Annotated in this window: 15 protein-coding genes and 1 tRNA gene; 7 read left to right on the top strand and 9 right to left on the bottom strand. The window is 57.8% G+C overall.

The features are described 5' to 3' along the window. Positions 1–230 precede the first annotated feature (230 nt). Positions 231–434, bottom strand: coding sequence for a cold-shock protein (locus ACIPF8_RS01730; RefSeq protein WP_014005790.1), 204 nt, complete (start codon positions 432–434; stop codon positions 231–233). Between the two features lie 433 nt (positions 435–867). Here ACIPF8_RS01730 and ACIPF8_RS01725 point away from each other — a divergent pair, with 433 nt between their 5' ends. From ACIPF8_RS01725 to ACIPF8_RS01715, 3 genes are all read left to right on the top strand, one after another. Continuing rightward, the gene (locus ACIPF8_RS01725) at positions 868–2457 is read left to right on the top strand and encodes an ABC transporter substrate-binding protein (RefSeq protein WP_400416764.1); all 1590 of its coding nucleotides are present in this window, start codon (positions 868–870) and stop codon (positions 2455–2457) included. Between the two features lie 118 nt (positions 2458–2575). Next, positions 2576–3892, top strand: coding sequence for an MFS transporter (locus ACIPF8_RS01720; protein ID WP_400416763.1), 1317 nt, complete (start codon positions 2576–2578; stop codon positions 3890–3892). A gap of 179 nt (positions 3893–4071) precedes the next feature. Then, positions 4072–5121 (top strand): NADP(H)-dependent aldo-keto reductase, encoded by a 1050-nt coding sequence (locus tag ACIPF8_RS01715; protein WP_400416762.1) that lies wholly within the window; start codon positions 4072–4074, stop codon positions 5119–5121. Between the two features lie 69 nt (positions 5122–5190). On the opposite strand, the gene ACIPF8_RS01710 is transcribed toward ACIPF8_RS01715, so the two are convergent. The 5 genes from ACIPF8_RS01710 to ACIPF8_RS01690 form a co-directional block, all read right to left on the bottom strand. After that, on the bottom strand, positions 5191–6210 hold the full coding sequence (locus ACIPF8_RS01710; protein ID WP_400416761.1) for a bile acid:sodium symporter family protein: 1020 nt from the start codon (positions 6208–6210) through the stop codon (positions 5191–5193). A gap of 130 nt (positions 6211–6340) precedes the next feature. Further along, complete coding sequence (locus ACIPF8_RS01705) at positions 6341–7732, bottom strand: 4Fe-4S binding protein (protein ID WP_400416760.1); 1392 nt, start codon at positions 7730–7732, stop codon at positions 6341–6343. Between the two features lie 4 nt (positions 7733–7736). Further along, the gene (locus tag ACIPF8_RS01700) at positions 7737–8594 is read right to left on the bottom strand and encodes an FTR1 family protein (protein ID WP_400416759.1); all 858 of its coding nucleotides are present in this window, start codon (positions 8592–8594) and stop codon (positions 7737–7739) included. Between the two features lie 98 nt (positions 8595–8692). Then, a complete protein-coding gene (locus ACIPF8_RS01695; protein WP_400417010.1) occupies positions 8693–9016 on the bottom strand; it encodes a cupredoxin domain-containing protein in 324 nt (107 codons plus the stop codon). A 65-nt stretch (positions 9017–9081) separates the two neighbouring features. After that, positions 9082–9624 carry an iron transporter gene (locus ACIPF8_RS01690; RefSeq protein ID WP_400416758.1) on the bottom strand — a complete coding sequence of 181 codons (543 nt, stop codon included), beginning with the start codon at positions 9622–9624 and terminating at the stop codon, positions 9082–9084. Between the two features lie 282 nt (positions 9625–9906). On the opposite strand from ACIPF8_RS01690, the gene ACIPF8_RS01685 reads away from it, so the two are divergent. Beyond that, a tRNA-Arg gene (locus tag ACIPF8_RS01685) sits at positions 9907–9983 on the top strand. An 88-nt stretch (positions 9984–10071) separates the two neighbouring features. On the opposite strand, the gene ACIPF8_RS01680 is transcribed toward ACIPF8_RS01685, so the two are convergent. Then, a complete protein-coding gene (locus tag ACIPF8_RS01680) occupies positions 10072–10245 on the bottom strand; it encodes a hypothetical protein (protein ID WP_400416757.1) in 174 nt (57 codons plus the stop codon). A 393-nt stretch (positions 10246–10638) separates the two neighbouring features. Between ACIPF8_RS01680 and ompR the strand changes: the two genes are divergently transcribed. Together ompR and ACIPF8_RS01670 are read left to right on the top strand one after the other, a co-directional pair. Then, positions 10639–11394 (top strand): two-component system response regulator OmpR, encoded by a 756-nt coding sequence (ompR, locus tag ACIPF8_RS01675; RefSeq protein ID WP_400416756.1) that lies wholly within the window; start codon positions 10639–10641, stop codon positions 11392–11394. Between the two features lie 52 nt (positions 11395–11446). Next, a complete protein-coding gene (locus tag ACIPF8_RS01670) occupies positions 11447–12787 on the top strand; it encodes an ATP-binding protein (RefSeq protein ID WP_400416755.1) in 1341 nt (446 codons plus the stop codon). 44 nt (positions 12788–12831) lie between these two features. On the opposite strand, the gene ispF is transcribed toward ACIPF8_RS01670, so the two are convergent. Further along, positions 12832–13323: a 2-C-methyl-D-erythritol 2,4-cyclodiphosphate synthase gene (gene ispF / locus ACIPF8_RS01665; protein WP_400416754.1), complete on the bottom strand. Its 492-nt coding sequence runs from the start codon at positions 13321–13323 to the stop codon at positions 12832–12834. 31 nt (positions 13324–13354) lie between these two features. After that, positions 13355–14056, bottom strand: a complete 702-nt coding sequence (gene ispD, locus ACIPF8_RS01660) for a 2-C-methyl-D-erythritol 4-phosphate cytidylyltransferase (RefSeq protein WP_400416753.1) — start codon at positions 14054–14056, stop codon at positions 13355–13357. A 298-nt stretch (positions 14057–14354) separates the two neighbouring features. On the opposite strand from ispD, the gene mfd reads away from it, so the two are divergent. Then, the gene (gene mfd, locus ACIPF8_RS01655; protein WP_400416752.1) at positions 14355–17801 is read left to right on the top strand and encodes a transcription-repair coupling factor; all 3447 of its coding nucleotides are present in this window, start codon (positions 14355–14357) and stop codon (positions 17799–17801) included. Positions 17802–17847 lie beyond the last annotated feature (46 nt).

Below are 17847 nucleotides of genomic sequence, written 5' to 3'. Positions count from 1 at the left end.
TGCCAGGAGAAGAAATCGCGTTCGAAGCCGCGTCGGCACTCAAGTCGACACCAGTCAAACGGTGGCTTACACGGAAATCAGGACAGGCTCGTAAGGACGGACTCGAAAAGACATCCTGAGGAGAAGCGCCGATACAGCGCTTGCCCAACGCAATCAGTGCAATTGGTCAGGACAAAAAAAATCCCCGGCGAACCGGGGATTTCTTTGAAGCTTGTACAGCTAGCTATTTATTAGATAGCTTGAATGTTGGAAGCTTGCTTGCCCTTTGGGCCAGCAGTAACTTCGAACGAAACGCGTTGGTTCTCTTGCAGCGACTTGAAGCCGCTGGAATTGATTGCCGAGAAGTGCGCGAACAGATCTTCGCCGCCTTCGTCAGGAGTAATAAAACCAAAACCCTTCGAGTCATTGAACCACTTTACGATACCAGTTGCCATTACATTTCCTATTTCAGTTAAGTTGGGCTGTCGCCCGTTAGATCGTTTGAAGCAAGAAAGAAATGACAGACTAATACTGCACTACTAGCTCGAATCTTAAACGATGGTCTCATTATACTCGATAAATCCACATAAAACACTTCCATGTAAATAAAAGTTGCGACCATGGAAAGAATCACGGATTTAATCGATTTATGTGCTGCCTATTTTCCCACATATATTGCCTGCCGGGATTTTCCTTATAACCAAAACACATAATAAAAGGCAATTATTGTGTTTTGATAATTAAATCCACAGCCCTAGAATAGGCTCTTACCTTGACCTTCGCGCTTGCTGCACGCCTTGCAAGCGCCGATTAGCCAGGATTTTTCAACCCGGCCTCGCTGCGACACCTGTCGCCGCCCGTCCGCCTCGCCTTACACTGGGAGAATGCATGCTTCACCTTTCTAAAAAGAAAATACTCAGCGCCGCCTTTGCCGGCCTTAGCGTTCTGGCTTCGTTGTCGCTCGGCATGCAGGCCAGCCATGCAGCCGACCTGAAGATCGGCTTGTATGCCGATGTTTCTACGCTCGATCCGCATTTCAACAACATCGCCCCTAATATTTCCTTGTCGTCGCATCTGTTCGACGCATTAGTCAACGTCGATGCCAACGGCCACCTGATCCCAGGCCTGGCCACATCCTGGAAAGCCATCGATCCGCTGACCTGGGAATTCAAGCTGCGCCACGGCGTCAAATTCAGCGACGGCTCGGACCTGACGGCGGAAGACGTGGTGTTCTCGCTGGACCGCCCTGCCACCCTGACCAACAGCCCTGGCCCGTTCACCAGCTACACCAAACAGATCGTCAGCAAGCAAGTGGTCGATCCATATACAGTTCGCCTCAAGACTGCGACACCTTATGGACCGCTGGCCCTGGATGTCAGCACGATTTTCATCGTCTCCAAGAAAGCTGCGCAAAACGCCACTACCGACGATTTCAACAGCGGCAAGGCGCTGGTCGGCACCGGCCCATTCAAGTTCTCCAGCTTCAAGCGCGGCGACCGTATTGAACTGGTGCGCAACGATGCCTACTGGGGCGAGAAATCACCTTGGGATAAAGTCACTTTCCGCATCCTGACTTCTGACGGTGCGCGCCTGGCAGCCCTGCTGGCGGGCGAAGTCGACGCCATCGAAAACGTGCCGCCGGCCGACGTCGCCAAACTAAAGACCAATCCGCAATTCAAGCTGGCGCAAAAAATCTCCTGGCGCACCATCTTCTGGACTTTAGACCAATCGCGCGACAAATCGCCGGACATTACTGACAACAACGGCAAGCCACTCGACAAGAATCCGTTGAAAGACATTCGCGTGCGACAAGCGATTTCCAAGGCAATCAACCGCCAAGCGCTGGTTGACCGCACATTGGAAGGTTTGGCAGTGCCTGCTTCTAATATCGTCGCACCCGGCATCCTGGGTTACGCCGATAGCTTGAAAGTTGAAAAATACGATCCGGAAGGCGCCAAGAAACTGCTGGCGGAAGCGGGCTATCCGAATGGCTTCGGCATTACGCTGCACGGCCCCAACAACCGCTACATCAACGACGAACGCGTGGTGCAGACCGTTGCCCAATTCCTGAATCGGGTCGGTATCCAGGCCAAGGTCGAGACCTTGCCGTTGGCTGTCTATTTCGGCAAAGCCAGAGCCGGCGAATATAGTGCGGCGCTGCTGGGCTGGGGCACATTGGCAGGTGATTTCGGCTTGCGCACACTGCTCGGCACCACCAATCCTGACACCGGCTGGGGCTCGTGGAACTGGGGCAAGTACACTAATCCGAAACTGGATCAGCTGATTCAATCGTCGTTGGCTTCGGTCGATCAAAAGCAACGCGACGATTTTGCGCGCCAGGGCGCAGTCACCGCTCTCAACGATTACGCGCTGATTCCGTTGTATCACCAGTACGCAACCTGGGCTCTGCGCAAAGGCCTGAAGTACACGCCGCGCACGGATGAATTCACCTTTGCCTTCCAATTCCGTCCTGAGTAATACAAACCGCAACAAAAAAGCCGCTGAAGATAGCGGCTTTTTTTTCTGGAAAGGCATATTCTATGGCCTTGCCCTGCTCGCCCCCTAATTACGCCTACGTCTCATCAAGCCCCCACCAATGACTGCCCCCGCTCCCGTACCGCCCAGCATCGAATCCGAATCTGCCGAATCTGTCTTGCGCCACCGTCCGTTCACCTTATTTTGGGGCGCCCGCGTCGCCTCGACCATCGCCAACCAGATGCAGATCGTCGCCGTCGGCTGGCAGGTCTATCAGATCACACACAGCGCATTCGACCTCGGCATGGTCGGCCTGGTGCAGTTCCTGCCCGCCTTGTTCCTGGCGCTGGTTGTCGGTCATGTCGCCGACCGCTACGACCGCCGCAAGATCGCCCGTATCTGCCTGTTCATCGAAGGATTGGCTGCCGCTGCGCTGGCTATCGGCACCTATAACGGCTGGCTGACCAAGGAAGCCATCTTTGCCATCGTCTTCGTGATCGGCGCCACGCGTGCCTTCGAATCGCCGACATTGCAGGCATTGGTGCCCGGCCTGGTACCAGCCCGGCTGCTGCCGCGCGCCATTGCCTGGTCGGCCTCGGCCACGCAAACCGCCGTGATTATCGGCCCGGCGCTGGGTGGGTTTATCTATGTATTGGGGCCAAGCGCGGTCTACACCAGCAGCAGCGTCCTGTTCATCACCGCCAGCCTGCTGGTGGCGCTGATCCGCATCGAAAGCGTGTTGCCGCGGCGCGAACCGGCAACCCTCAAATCACTGCTGGCAGGGATCGCCTTCATCAAGAGCCGGCCGGCAATCCTCGGCGCGATTTCGCTTGATTTGTTCGCCGTACTGCTGGGCGGCGCCACCGCGCTGCTGCCGATCTACGCGCACGACATCCTGGCAACCGGCCCGTTAGGCCTCGGCCTGCTGCGTTCGGCGCCTGCCGTCGGCGCCCTCTCGATGGCGATTCTGCTGGCGCGCCGGCCGCTCAGCAGGAAAGTCGGCCGCACCATGTTCATTGCGGTGGCGATCTTCGGCCTGGCGACCATTGTGTTTGCGCTGTCGCGTTCGTTCGCACTGTCGCTGGCGACATTGGTCGTACTCGGCGCCTCCGACATGATCAGCGTGGTGGTGCGCTCCTCATTCGTACAACTGGAAACGCCGGACCACATGCGTGGCCGGGTGAGCGCCGTCAATTCGGTTTTCATCGGCACCTCCAATCAGTTGGGAGAATTTGAATCCGGCGTCACAGCGGCCTGGCTGGGGCCGGTGCACGCGGTGCTGCTGGGCGGTGTCGGCACGGTGGTTGTGGTGCTGCTTTGGATACGCCTGTTTCCTGCCCTGTTCGGCCTCGATCGGCTGGTCAATCCGGCAACCGCTGTCAATCCAGCGCCGTCCTCGCCAACTGTGGCAGCGCCAGGAACCTCTGGAACTACCTGAGCGACGATGCTGCGGGCGCCTCGTGGCCTGCAGCATCACGGCGTTCCAGCTATACTTCAAGACCCAACAGCTTGCCACAATTACCAGCCGCCTCGGCGCAGCTTGCAGACTGTTGCGGACCGGCGGCCGACGTCGTCAAATCATCATTTCTCTTAGAGCCCGCCGCAAAGGAAGTAACAATGCAATATCGTGAACTCGGACACAGCAATCTCAAGGTCAGCCTGATCACACTGGGCACCATGACCTGGGGCGAACAAAACACCGAAACAGAAGCGCATGCGCAAATCGACCTGGCGCTGGCGCATGGCGTTAACCTGATCGATACCGCAGAAATGTACCCGGTGCCACCGCGCGCCGAGACACAGGGCTCGACCGAACGCTACGTCGGCAGCTGGCTGAAGAAATCCGGCAAACGCGATCAGGTGCTGATCGCCACCAAGGCCACCGGACCGGCGCGCAAACCGCACAATCCACGCCATGTGCGCGGCGGCATCAACAATTTCGATCGCAAAGGTTTGACTGAAGCACTGCATGGCAGCCTGGAACGCCTGCAGACGGATTACGTCGACCTGTACCAATTGCATTGGCCGGACCGCAGCGTCAATTGCTTCGGCATGCAGAATTACAGCCATATCGCCGATGAAGATACGGTGCCGATTGAAGAGACGCTGACCATCCTGGCTGATTTCATCAAGGCCGGCAAAGTCCGCCATATCGGCATTTCAAATGAAACGCCGTGGGGTATTGCGCAGTTCCTGCGCGCTTCAGAGAAATTCGACCTGCCGCGCGTAGTCAGCATCCAGAATCCATACAGCCTGCTCAATCGCACTTTTGAAATTGGCCACTCGGAGTTTTCCTACCGCGAACAAGTTGGCCTGCTGGCTTATTCTCCGCTGGCATTCGGCGTACTGTCGGGAAAATACCTGGATGGCGCAAAGCCGGCGGAGGGTCGCCTGACTTTGTTCGAACGATTCGCTCGTTATACCAATCCGCAAGTCAATCGTGTGATCGGCGATTACGTCGCGCTGGCGCGCAAGCATGGATTGGATCCGGCGCAGATGGCGCTGGCCTTCGTCAATAGCCGTGGCTTCTTGACCAGCAACATCATCGGCGCGACCACGCTGCAACAATTGCAAAGCAACCTCGACAGCGTGAACCTCACATTGGATGAGGAAATCCTGCGCGAAATCGAAGCAATCCACCAGCGCCAGCCGAATCCGGCGCCGTAAGGGCAATGAGGAACTGCTAAGGACTAGGCAGGAAGGCCGCGTTGTCCACTCGGACAACGCGGCAACAGATCAATCTTCAGGACTGACGTCATTCCAGACCGCGCGTGGTCCGGCAGGCAATATTTCGACCGGACGGTCAGCATAACGCTTGGCCAACACGGCGCAGACCATCAGCTGTATTTGATGGAACAACATCAGCGGCAGCACAACCATGCCGACGGTGTGTCCGGCGAACAGCACCTTGGCCATCGGCACCCCGCTTGCGAGGCTTTTCTTCGATCCGCAAAACACGATCGTGATCTCGTCTTCTTTATTGAAGCCAAGGCGGCGGCTGACAAGCGTTGCAATGGTCAACATCACGAACAGCAACAGCGCCACCACCACAACCAGGCCCAGCAAGGAAAGAAGTGGCAATTGCTGCCATAGCCCTTGCACCACTGCCTCGCTGAAGGCCGTGTAGACCACCAGCAGGATGGAACCCTGGTCGACCACCTTGAGAATCACCTTGTGCTTGTCGAGCCAAGGACTGATCCAGCGCCGCGCGATCTGGCCGGCGACAAACGGCACCAGCAACTGCAGCACAATATTCATGATCGATTCGAACGAACCATGGCCTTGGCCGTGCGCTACCACCACCAGGCCGACCAGCAGCGGCGTCAGGAAGATGCCGATCAGGTTCGACGCCGAAGCGCTGCAAACGGCCGCCGGCACATTGCCGCGCGCCACTGACGTGAAGGCAATCGACGATTGCACGGTCGACGGCAACGTGCACAGGAACAGAATGCCGAGATAGAGGTCCGGTGTCACCAGCGGCAGCAAGACTGGCTTGAGCACCAATCCCAGCAGTGGGAACAGGGCAAAAGTCGCCAGCAGCACCGTCAAGTGCAGACGCCAATGCAACGCGCCCTGCACCACTGCTTCCCGCGACAATTTTGCGCCATGCAGGAAAAACAACAGGCCGATGGCAAACGTTGTGATCAGATTGAAGGAAACAGCAACCTGGCCTTTGCAGGGCAGAAGACTGGCGATGAGAACGGTTGTGACCAGCAACAACGTGAAGTTGTCAGGCAAAAAACGTGGGCGAGCCATGATAGAGGGGGCGTGAGCAAGAGTTGGAGAAGCGAAGCCCTGATGTAGACGGGACAACAACTCGCATTTTACGCACTAACCGCGCAAGTATCGACGAATTGTTGAATCCCGCCTCAGGAGTGATGGGATTTCACCACAACCAGAACATCAGCAGCCAGGCAAAATTGACCAGCGCCAAGCCGCCGATAACAGCAGTCATGCTCAGCAGGCGGCGCGGCAGCGACGTTGTATGGCGGCCGGTAACGCGCCAGGCCAGCCAGACGCTCCACAAGCTGGTAGCGATCAGCAGGATGGCGCGCAAGTCATTGGCCCAGAATACCGGCAGATGTTCACCGCGCAACAGGCTGACGGTGGTTGCCGACAAGCCGACAAACACGCCGCAGCCGGCAAGCGGAATCGTCGCCTGCACCAGATGATTGAAACGGCTGCGATCCCAACTGCCCAGCAAACGCGTAGCCAGTGCGAACAACAGGCTCAATGCGGTGCCAAGCACCAGGCCGGTGGCCAGGATGTAGCCAATCACCAGGCCGCCGTCGAGCCAGCTGAACACATCGCTTTGCGCCGGATAATTGGTAAATACCCACCACGGCGCATTGGTAGCGAACGGCCACATGATGTCGCGATCGATGAGCCAGGTCGCCAGCGCCTGCTTGATCTGCACGAACCATGGGCTGGCCGACCAGTGGAAAGCGCCAATCGCGATCCCCATCAAGCCGTACAAGGCCAATGCGCTTTCCCACAGGCTGTTGTGCTGCCGGCCATGCTCGACAATCTCTTCGGTCGGCGCGCGCCAGGTCAGTTCAATTGCATCGCGATGACCACTGCAACGCCCGCACATATGGCAATCGGAAGCGCCCTTCATGGCGCGCAACGGCACCAGCGGCGCGCAATTGATGGCAATCGTCTTGCGCCCATGGGTATTGTAGGAAGCACGCCAGGCGGTCTCATCAACCTTGTAGTGGAACGGCGCCAGCTTGGCCAGCAGCCCGAATACGCCATTGACCGGGCACAGGTATTTGCACCAGACCCGCTTGTCGCGGCCATACAGATAGCCGACGATGATCGCGCCGAGGGTGGAGCCGCCCAGCACCAGCAGCACCGCTTTCGGATATTGATAGACGCTGACCATCTGGCCATAAATCGTGGTCAGCGCAAACGCCACGAACGGCCAGCCGCCCCAGCGCATCCAGTGCGGAATCGCCTTGCCGCGACCATGGCGGCTGGCGAATTCGGTCAATGCGCCTTCAGGGCAGAGCACGCCGCACCAGACGCGCCCCATCAGCACCATGCTGATCAGCACGAACGGCCACCAGACACCCCAGAACGCAAACTGCGCGATCAAGGTCAGGTTAGACCAGATATGCGCAGTCTCGTCCGGCAGCGGCAGGAAGATCGGCACCAGGATCAAGAAACCGTATAACAGCACTATCCCCCACTGCACCCAACGAATCAGCTTGGCGTGATCCCGCATCCAGTCGGCGGTGCGGGACAATCGCGTTTGAGGGATGGCGCAAGTATTCATCAGCTTATTTTACCGGTGTCGCCGAGGTTGCGGGCGCTGCCTGTGGCCGCGGCGGCTGTGCGCGCTTGAGCAGCAGCAGAACGCCAACCCAATAAGCTGCATAGACCAGCAGGCTCATCAACGCGGGCTGCGCGCGATAACCGGTCAGCGTCGAGACCAGATTGCCGAAGGTCGTCGTATCGTCAAGCAGGCGCGAACTGTCCCAGACCGGATCGATCAATGTCGGGATCAGATCCAGCGACATCAGGCGCTCGATACCAGTCAGCAGTAAGCCTGCCGCCAGGAACAGCAAGATGATTTCAGTGACCTGGAAGAAACGACGCCACGAGAAAATTTTGCCGCCGAGTTGTAGCAGATAGAAAGTCAGGAAGGCCAATGCGAAACCGACCAGTGCCGCCAGTACCATCGAGCCCATGCTATTACCCTGCTCCGACAAGCCCAGCCCATACAGGAAGATCACTGTTTCGCTGCCCTCACGCGCAATCGCCAACGCGGCCAACGCGAATACACCCCACCAATTGGCGCTTTTCAGGTTCTCGGATAGCGACGTTTCCATTTCGCGCTTGAGCGTGCGGCCGTGCTTGCGCATCCAGAACACCATCTGGACGATCAGTATCGCAGCCACGATCACCATGACGATCTGGAAGTAATCCTGCGCATCGCCCGACAACAATTCGCTGAAACCGAGCAGCGCCGCACCGAGGCCGATCGCCGCCAGCACACCCACGCCGACGCCGCCCCACAAGTACGGCAAGCCGCGTCGCGCGGCTTCGCCGCCGTTCTTCAACCAGGCATGCAGGATGCCTACCACCAGCAACGCCTCGACGCTCTCGCGCCAGACAATAAATAATATCTGACCCATCTCTTCTATCCTCAGTCAGTCGGAAACCGGAACCCGGCCGCTCAGCGGCGACGATAGTATCCGGCCCGACTTATATATACAGTCGATTGCACGACCTCTTACTTGGCCACAATCACACCCTGCGCCTGGGCATGGAAATCGTCAAAAAATTTATACTCGCCGGGCGACAGCGGCGCAATCACAACGAATGATTCCGCACCAGGCGCCAGCACCTTTTCCTTGCGCAGCTGCACGCTCTCGAATTCCACCGCCGATTTGCCGACGTTGTGGATTTCGATCTTGATCTTCTTCCCGGCCGGCACTTCAATACGGGCCGGGTTCAACACACCGTCTTTCATTTCCAGTTTGAAGGTCGGCAGGTCGGCAGCGCTTGCCAGCGTCGCCGCCAATAAGATACCGATACCGAGCCAACCCTTCACCATGCCTGAAACCATCGTCACGCTCTCCGATAAAATCCTGCGATCATTGCAACTGATTGACGACGCAATCAATAGCCGCCTTTTTTGCCGACGCCGGCGAAGGTGAATTCATTCGTTACTTCAAATGGCTTGAACCAGGGACCGACGCCGGTTTCCTTGTCCACATGGCGGCCGAAATGCGCGCCGGTGTTGGCCGAAGGCGGCGAAATGATCATTTTCAATGTGTACTTGCCTGGCCCTGCGAGCTTGACGTTATCGCCGTAATGCGGACCGTCGCTGGCCACCATCGGCATCATGTCGCCCTTGATGACCTGCTTCGAGCCGGCCTTGGTGAACTCATAGGAAATCACCAGGTTGGGCATCCAGTCGCCTTCGGCAAAACCGTTTGGATTATTTTTTACTGCGTGAATATCGGCCTCGACATGAATGTCCGACTCTTCAGCCTTGCGCATCATGCCTTCCGGTTCCATTTTGATCGGCTGCAGATAGACGGCAGCGATTTCCAGGCCATTCATGATTTGCTGCTTACCGATCGGATATTCGGCGGCAATCGCCGCACTCGCAAATCCTGCCGATACCAGCGCCGCAGCTGCATATAACTTCACGTTCATGACATCAACCTTTCCCAAGCAATAAATGATAATGATTATTATTTGATTATATCATCGGGAAGTTAAGACCGTGACTGAGCCACGCCAATCGGAAAAACGCACTATTCTCAAAACAAAATTCAAAATAAAGCTTCTCAAATGGAAATGTCTATGGCATAGTAGCGGACTTGGTTGAGCGCAAGCAGAAAAAGAGTTTCACTCTGCAAGCAGCAAGAAAATATAAAGTTTTTTAAATATTTTCTCTTCCAAAATAAACAAAGCTCAGATATAATTTTGTTTTTCGCGGCTGTAGCTCAGCTGGATAGAGTACTTGGCTACGAACCAAGGGGTCGTGGGTTCGATTCCTGCCAGCCGCACCAGTAATTCGAGGGGTTGCAAGAGAAATCTTGCAACCCCTTTCTGGTTTACATCTCTCGTTTTTCAACACATCTCCCCTGCGCAGTCATTTCATCCCGGCGAATTTGCTCTTGCAGACCGAACGGCAATAAAAAAACCGGAGATCTTCATCACCGGTTTTTTCGTCATACCATTTTGCGTTAAACTATTTTCGATCTCAGCGTCGCGGCGGATAAATATCACGCCCAGCCCGATCGATCTGCTGACGCAATTCGCGTCGCTCATCAGGCGACATCTTGGGACGCGCCGATCCCTCATTAGGCTCACCGTAGCGACCGCGATTTTGCCACTGTTCATCTGGCGCGCCACCGCGTCGTGCATCATACTGTGAAGGCGGAGGAGAGCCGCGCTGCGAACGCTCTTCAGGCATGCGCTCGGAACGCGCAGATGCGCTCATCGCCGCCAGCAGCAGCAATAAACAAATACTGATTTTCCGAAACATCATCATATGCACTTCTTCTTTGAATTCAGGATAGCGATTAGGATTTCATCGTCACGAATTAAGTGTAAGCTTCCCTACTACTTGTCATAAGACGTTTTTGGTAAAGTTTGTAACACTTTGTAATCCATGGGCATCAACTATATTTTTGTTGCGCACTCTGAAGTTACCATACGACCATGAATACGATCAACACCTCAACACAAACATCCAACGCCCACCAACATAAAATCCTGGTGGTTGACGACGACATCCGATTGCGCGATCTGCTGCGACGCTACCTGACGGAGCAAGGCTTCCAGGTTGTCACGGCCGAGAACGCTCAGGCGATGAACAAGCTATGGATTCGTGAACGCTACGATCTGCTGGTGCTCGACCTGATGCTGCCTGGAGAAGACGGCTTGGCAATTTGCCGACGCCTGCGTGGCGCTGGCGACCAGACACCGATCATCATGCTGACCGCGAAGGGCGAAGACGTCGATCGCATCGTCGGCCTGGAGATGGGCGCTGACGATTACCTGCCCAAGCCTTTCAATCCGCGCGAACTGGTGGCGCGCATCGGCGCAGTGCTGCGTCGCAAAGGCCCGGAAGAATTGCCGGGAGCGCCATCGGAATCGCCGCAATCTTTCGAGTTCGGTGAATTCGTGCTTGACCTCGGCACCCGCACCCTGAAAAAGAACGGCGAATCGATCCCGCTGACCACCGGTGAATTTTCGGTGCTCAAGGTATTCGCGCGGCATGCACGGCAGCCGCTATCCCGCGAGAAACTGATGGAACTGGCACGCGGCCGCGAATACGAAGTATTCGACCGCAGCCTGGACGTACAGATCTCGCGCCTGCGTAAATTGATCGAGCCGGATCCTGCCAGCCCGCTCTACATCCAAACGGTATGGGGACTCGGCTACGTGTTCATTCCAGAAGGCCAGCCGCGTTGATGGTTTGCTTGCGCAGTATCCGTTATCCAAAGCCGCCGTATAGTCCCGCTACATGACGACTGCTAATCGATTGGCCTGGCTGAAAAGTGGTCTGCTGTGGCGGACCTTTTTCATGCTGGCATTCCTCATCACAGTCAGCATGGTGGCTTGGGTCGCCAGTTTCAGGATCGTCGAACGCGGCCCGCGCGCGCAACAAGTTGCGGCGCAGATCATCTCGATCGTCACCATCACTCGCGCCGCCCTGACCCACTCGGCGCCGGACCTGCGGCGCGAACTGCTGTTCGATCTCGCCAGCAATGAAGGCATCCGTATCTACCCTCTGGAAGACACCGACCAGATCGATCCGCCGCCCGACTCGACGATCATGCCGGACCTGGAACACGAAGTCCGCGCCCGGCTTGGCAATCAGACCCGCTTCTCTTCCAAGGTCAACGACATCGGCGGCTTCTGGGTCAGCTTCAAGATCGACGGCGACGAATACTGGCTGATGCTCGACCTCGATCGCGTAGACCGCAGTTCGGGCGTGCAATGGCTGCAATGGGCCGGGATTGCATTGGTACTGTCGCTGCTTGGCGCGATGTTCATTTCAACGCTGATCAACCAGCCTTTGTCGCGCCTGACCGCCGCGACGCGCGCCGTGGCGAAAGGCTTGCACCCTGATCCGCTGCCCGAAACCGGCCCCACCGAAATTGAAGAGGCCAACCGCAGTTTCAATCAGATGGTCAATGACCTGCAACGCATCGAATCCGATCGCGCGATTATCCTGGCCGGCATTTCACATGATTTGCGTACTCCGCTTGCACGCATGCTGCTTGAAGTGGAAATGGCCAACCTTCCCGACGACGCGCGCAACGGCATGCAGTCGGATCTGGCGCAGATGGATGGCATCATCGGTCAGTTCCTGCATTATGCAAAACCGACCGACACCAGCACCTTCGAAAAGATCAACATGAGCGAATTGATCGAAAACGTCGTGCAAACAGCCTCGCGCCAAAGCGACATACGCATTCAAACCCATATCGCCCCCAATCTGCACACGATGGGCGACGTCACCGAACTGAGCCGCGTCTTCAATAACCTGATCGAGAATTCACGCCGTTATGGCAAGAAGGAAGGCGACGATTTTACTGTCATCGATATCGATTGCAGCTCGCGTCAGGACAAGCTGCTCATCAGCATCGCCGATCATGGTCCAGGGGTCCCGGAAGGCGAAATAGACCGTTTGCTGCGGCCGTTCACACGGCTTGACATCGCCAGAGGACAGGCAAATGGCTCGGGTCTCGGGTTGGCCATCGTTAGCCGGATCGTCAAACAGCACGGCGGCAAACTGCGCGTCAGCAACCGCGAAGGCGGCGGCCTGGTAACCCAGATCGAATTGCAGCTGAAAACTTAATGCTGAACTGAAGGCCGAGCCGGCTCAAGGCCGGCGGCCTGCCGTCACACAGGATAGAGCAGCGCGACGGCCTCCGCAGCAATGCCCTCTTCCCGTCCCAGATAGCCAAGCTTTTCATTGGTCTTGGCTTTGACGTTGACCTGATTCACGGCGATACCGCAATCGGCAGCAATATGCTGCACCATTAGCGGAATATGCGGCGCCATCTTCGGCGCCTGGGCGATGATGGTCGAATCGATATTGCCAACTGCAAATCCGGCCTCCCCGATCAAACGCACCGCCTCGCGCAGCAACTTGCGCGAATCGGCGCCGGCAAACTGCGCATCCGTATCGGAAAAATGGCGGCCGATGTCGCCCAGGGCCGCTGCGCCGAACAGGGCATCGATCACTGCATGCAGCAATACATCGGCATCGGAATGGCCCAGCAAACCGGTCTTGTGTGGGATCGTCACGCCACCGATGATCAATGGCCTGCCGACCTGCAATGCGTGGCAATCGTAGCCCTGGCCAATGCGAAATCCGGGATGCTTGCTCATGCTTCTTCCTTTAAAAAAACGTCCTGCAATTTCAACTCCTCAAAAACATCTCTGCCAGCGCCACATCATGCGGCAAGGTCACCTTGAAATTGCGCGGGCTACCCTCGACCAGGCGCGGCTGCAATCCCTGCATCTCAATCGCTCCCGCCTCGTCGGTCAGTGCCGTCGCTTGCATCAAGGCCTGCAACAACAAGCCGTAACGGAACATCTGCGGCGTCTGCGCCGCCCACAGCGCGGTGCGCTCCACGGTCTGCGCCACGCGGCCGCTCTGGTCGCCGCGCTTGAGCGTATCGACCACCGGCAGCGCCAACAGGCCGCCGACCGCATCATCCCGCAATGCCTGGATCAAGTGCTCGATCAAGGCGCTGGTCAATCCTGGCCGCGCCGCATCATGCACCAGCATCCAGTCATCATCGTCGACCTGTGCACGGACCGCATTCAAGCCGTTCAGCACCGATGCGTGACGATCGGCGCCGCCATGAAACAAAATAGTGATACGCCCCTGCCAATGCGGCGCAGCGGCCACCAGGTCGCCAATATAACCGTCGTCAGCGCTAACCACGACAAAGGTATGGGTGATGGCGGCAGTTGCGGCAAAGGTGTCCAGCACATGCGCCAGCATCGGCTTGCCGGCCAGCGGCATGTATTGTTTGGGAATGCCTGCACCCAACCGGGCGCCGATGCCGGCAGCTGGAATCAGGCCAAAATGACGTGGGTGGCGTGGGCCGCTCATGCGCAGGCGATCCGCTGGAAACTATGAAGAAATGTCATGGATATTTAACAAAAAATGGGGGATTGCTTGCGACAATACCCGCTCACCCCTGGCCACGCGCGGCACAAAACGCCGGTCGGGCAGATGAAATTCGGCAATGTGGCCCGTGGTTTATAATGCGGCTCTGAATTTTAACTGTCAAATCAGGCGTATTGTGGCTTTTTTTAGTCACATCCTGCGTGGCTGGGCCGCTCTTGCACGACGGCCGGTAAGCCGGCGCGCGCTGTGGTTTGCGCTGTAGTGTGTTAAACAGGCCCTAATGTCCTTCGATCTAGAAAAATTGTTGCCCAAGCCGGCTGCACGTTTTGCGCTGCCGGCGGTGCATGGTTCGTCCGATGCGTTCGCGCTGGCGCAAGCCGCGCTGGCGCTCAAGGCGCAACAGCGGATGCTGGTAGTGGTCGTGGCGGACGCCACCGACGGCCAGCGGCTACGCACCGAAATCCCTTGGTTCCAGGCCGCCCAGGCCGAAGGCCAGCAGAACGGCCTGCGCTGCCACTTGCTGCCTGACTGGGAAACCCTGCCCTACGATGCCTTCTCGCCGCACCAGGACCTGGTGTCAGAACGCCTGGCGACCCTGTACGAGGTGCAGAACGGCCAGTGCGACGTGCTGCTGGTGCCCGCCACCACCGCGCTGGTGAAAATGGCGCCGCCGTCTTTCCTGGCCGGTTACACCTTCTTTTTCAAGCAAGGCGAGACGCTCGATGAAGCGCGCCTGAAATCGCAGCTCACCTTGGCCGGCTACAGCCACGTCAACCAGGTCATGTCGCCCGGCGAGTATTCGGTGCGCGGCGGCCTGATCGATATTTTCCCGATGGGCTCGGTGCTGCCTTACCGGCTCGACCTGTTCGGCGACACCATCGAAACCATCCGCACCTTCGACGCCGACACCCAGCGTTCGCTGTACCCGGTCAAGGAAGTGCGCTTGCTGCCGGGCCGCGAATTCCCGATGGATGAAGCGGCACGTTCGGCATTTCGCAGCCGCTGGCGCGAAGTGTTCGAAGGCGATCCGTCGCGTTCGGCGATCTACAAGGATATCGGCAGCGGCATCGCCTCGGCCGGTATCGAGTATTACCTGCCGCTGTTTTTCGAGGAAACCGCGACCCTGTTCGACTATCTGCCGGAAAGCACGATGTTCGCTCTGGTCGGGGATATCGAAGGCGCGATCCAGCGTTTCTGGGGCGATACGCAATCGCGCTACAAATTTCTGAAGTCGGACCGTGAGCGCCCATTGCTGGCGCCGGAAGCGCTGTTCCTGACCGACGAATTGTTCTTCAGCCTGGCCAAACCGTTCGGCCGCTGGATCATCAAGCACAGCGACGTCGCCTCGGAACTGTCGGCGCCGATACCCAACATCGCCGTCAACCGCCGCATCGAAGATCCGCTGACCAATCTGCGCTCCTATCTGCTGCAGACCAAGCGCCGCGTGATGATTTGCGCCGAATCGAACGGCCGCCGCGAAACCTTGCAGCAGTATTTCAACGAATACAATTTGCCGCTTGCGCTGTGCGAAGGCTATGCCGACTTCATCACATCCAGCGAAAAATTGATGCTGGGCGTGGCGCCGCTGCACGCCGGTTTCGAACTGCCGCAATTCACCTTCATCACCGAAACCGAGTTGTATGCCGGTTCCGGACGCCGCATCGGCAAGAAGAAACAGGAAGGTGCGACCCAGGTCGAATCGATGGTGCGCGATCTGTCCGAGCTGAAGATCGGCGATCCGGTGGTGCACGTCAACCACGGCATTGGTCGGTACATGGGCCTGCTCAGCATGGACCTGGGCGAAGGCGAAACCGAATTCCTGCATCTGGAATACGCCAAGGACACCAAGCTGTACGTGCCGGTGTCGCAGCTGCATGTGATTTCGCGTTACTCCGGCGCTTCGCCGGAAGATGCGCCGCTGCACGCGCTCGGCTCCGGCCAATGGGAAAAGGCCAAGCGCAAAGCCGCGCAACAGGTGCGCGACACTGCCGCCGAACTGTTGAACCTGTATGCGCGCCGCGCGGTGCGGCAAGGTCATGCATTCGAATATTCGGCGCACGATTACGAAGCCTTCGCCGAAAGCTTCGGCTTCGAGGAAACCGCCGACCAGGCCGCCGCCATCAACGCCGTGATCAAGGACATGACCAGCGGCAAGCCGATGGATCGCTTGATCTGCGGCGACGTTGGTTTCGGCAAGACCGAAGTGGCGTTGCGCGCCGCCTTCGTCGCGGTACTGGGCGGCAAACAGGTAGCGATCCTGGCGCCGACCACCCTGCTGGCGGAACAGCATGCGCAAACCTTCGCCGACCGCTTTGCCGACTGGCCGGTGAAAATCGCCGAGCTGTCGCGTTTCCGCAGCGGCAAGGAAGTTACGCAAGCGATCAAGGGCATGGCCGACGGCACGCTTGATATCGTCATCGGCACGCATAAATTACTGTCCGACGACATCAAGTTCTCGCGCCTGGGATTAGTCATCATCGACGAAGAGCATCGTTTCGGCGTACGGCAGAAAGAGGCGCTGAAGGCCTTGCGCTCGGAAGTCGACGTGCTGACGCTGACCGCAACGCCGATCCCGCGCACGTTGGGCATGGCGCTGGAAGGCTTGCGCGAATTCTCGATCATCGCCACCGCGCCGCAAAAGCGGCTGGCGATCAAGACTTTCGTCCGCAGCGAAGGCGAATCAACCATCCGCGAGGCATGCCTGCGCGAATTGAAGCGCGGCGGCCAGGTCTACTTCCTGCACAACGAAGTCGAAACCATCCAGAATCGCAAGGCGATGCTGGAAGCATTACTGCCGGAAGCGCGCATCGGTATCGCCCATGGCCAGATGCATGAGCGCGACCTGGAAAAGGTGATGCGCGATTTCGTCGCGCAGCGCTTCAACATCCTGCTGTGCACGACGATTATCGAAACCGGCATCGACGTGCCAACCGCCAACACCATCATCATGCACCGCGCCGACAAGTTCGGCCTGGCGCAGTTGCACCAGTTGCGCGGCCGCGTCGGCCGTTCGCATCACCAGGCCTACGCATACTTGCTGGTGCATGACGTGCAAGGCTTGACCAAACTGGCGCAGCGCCGCCTGGATGCGATCCAGCAGATGGAAGAACTCGGCAGCGGCTTTTACCTGGCCATGCACGACCTGGAAATCCGTGGCGCCGGCGAGGTGCTGGGCGACAACCAATCCGGCGAAATGCACGAGATCGGCTTCCAGCTGTATTCCGACATGCTCAATGAAGCGGTGCGCTCGCTGAAGAACGGCAAAGAGCCCGACCTCGCGGCGCCGCTCTCGACCACCACCGAAATCAACCTGCACGTGCCGGCCTTGCTGCCGAGCGATTACTGCGGCGATGTGCACGAGCGGCTGTCGATCTACAAGCGCCTGGCGAATTGCAACGATCAAGGCAAAATCGACGATCTGCAGGAGGAGTTGATCGATCGCTTCGGTAAGCTGCCGGACCCGGCCAAGGCCTTGATCGAAACGCACCGGCTGCGAATTGCCGCGAAATCGATCGGCATCGTCAAGATCGATGCGCACACCGACTCGGCGCTGTTGCAGTTCGTGCCAAACCCGCCGATCGACGCCATGCGCATCATTGAATTGATTCAAAAAAACCGGCATATCAAACTGAACGGCCAGGACAAGTTGCGCATCACCGCCAACATGCCTGACCTGGCAGCGCGTCTGGTGCAGGTCAAATCGACCATCAAGGCCCTGGCCGGATAAACTGAACATGCCGACCATGCCATTCAATCCCTTATCTATCACTGCA

The sequence above is a fragment of the Collimonas sp. NPDC087041 genome (assembly GCF_044745265.1).
Lineage (GTDB): Bacteria > Pseudomonadota > Gammaproteobacteria > Burkholderiales > Burkholderiaceae_D > Collimonas.
The sequence above is the reverse complement of the archived record's forward strand: the minus strand, read 5'-3'. Positions and strand labels throughout refer to the sequence as shown.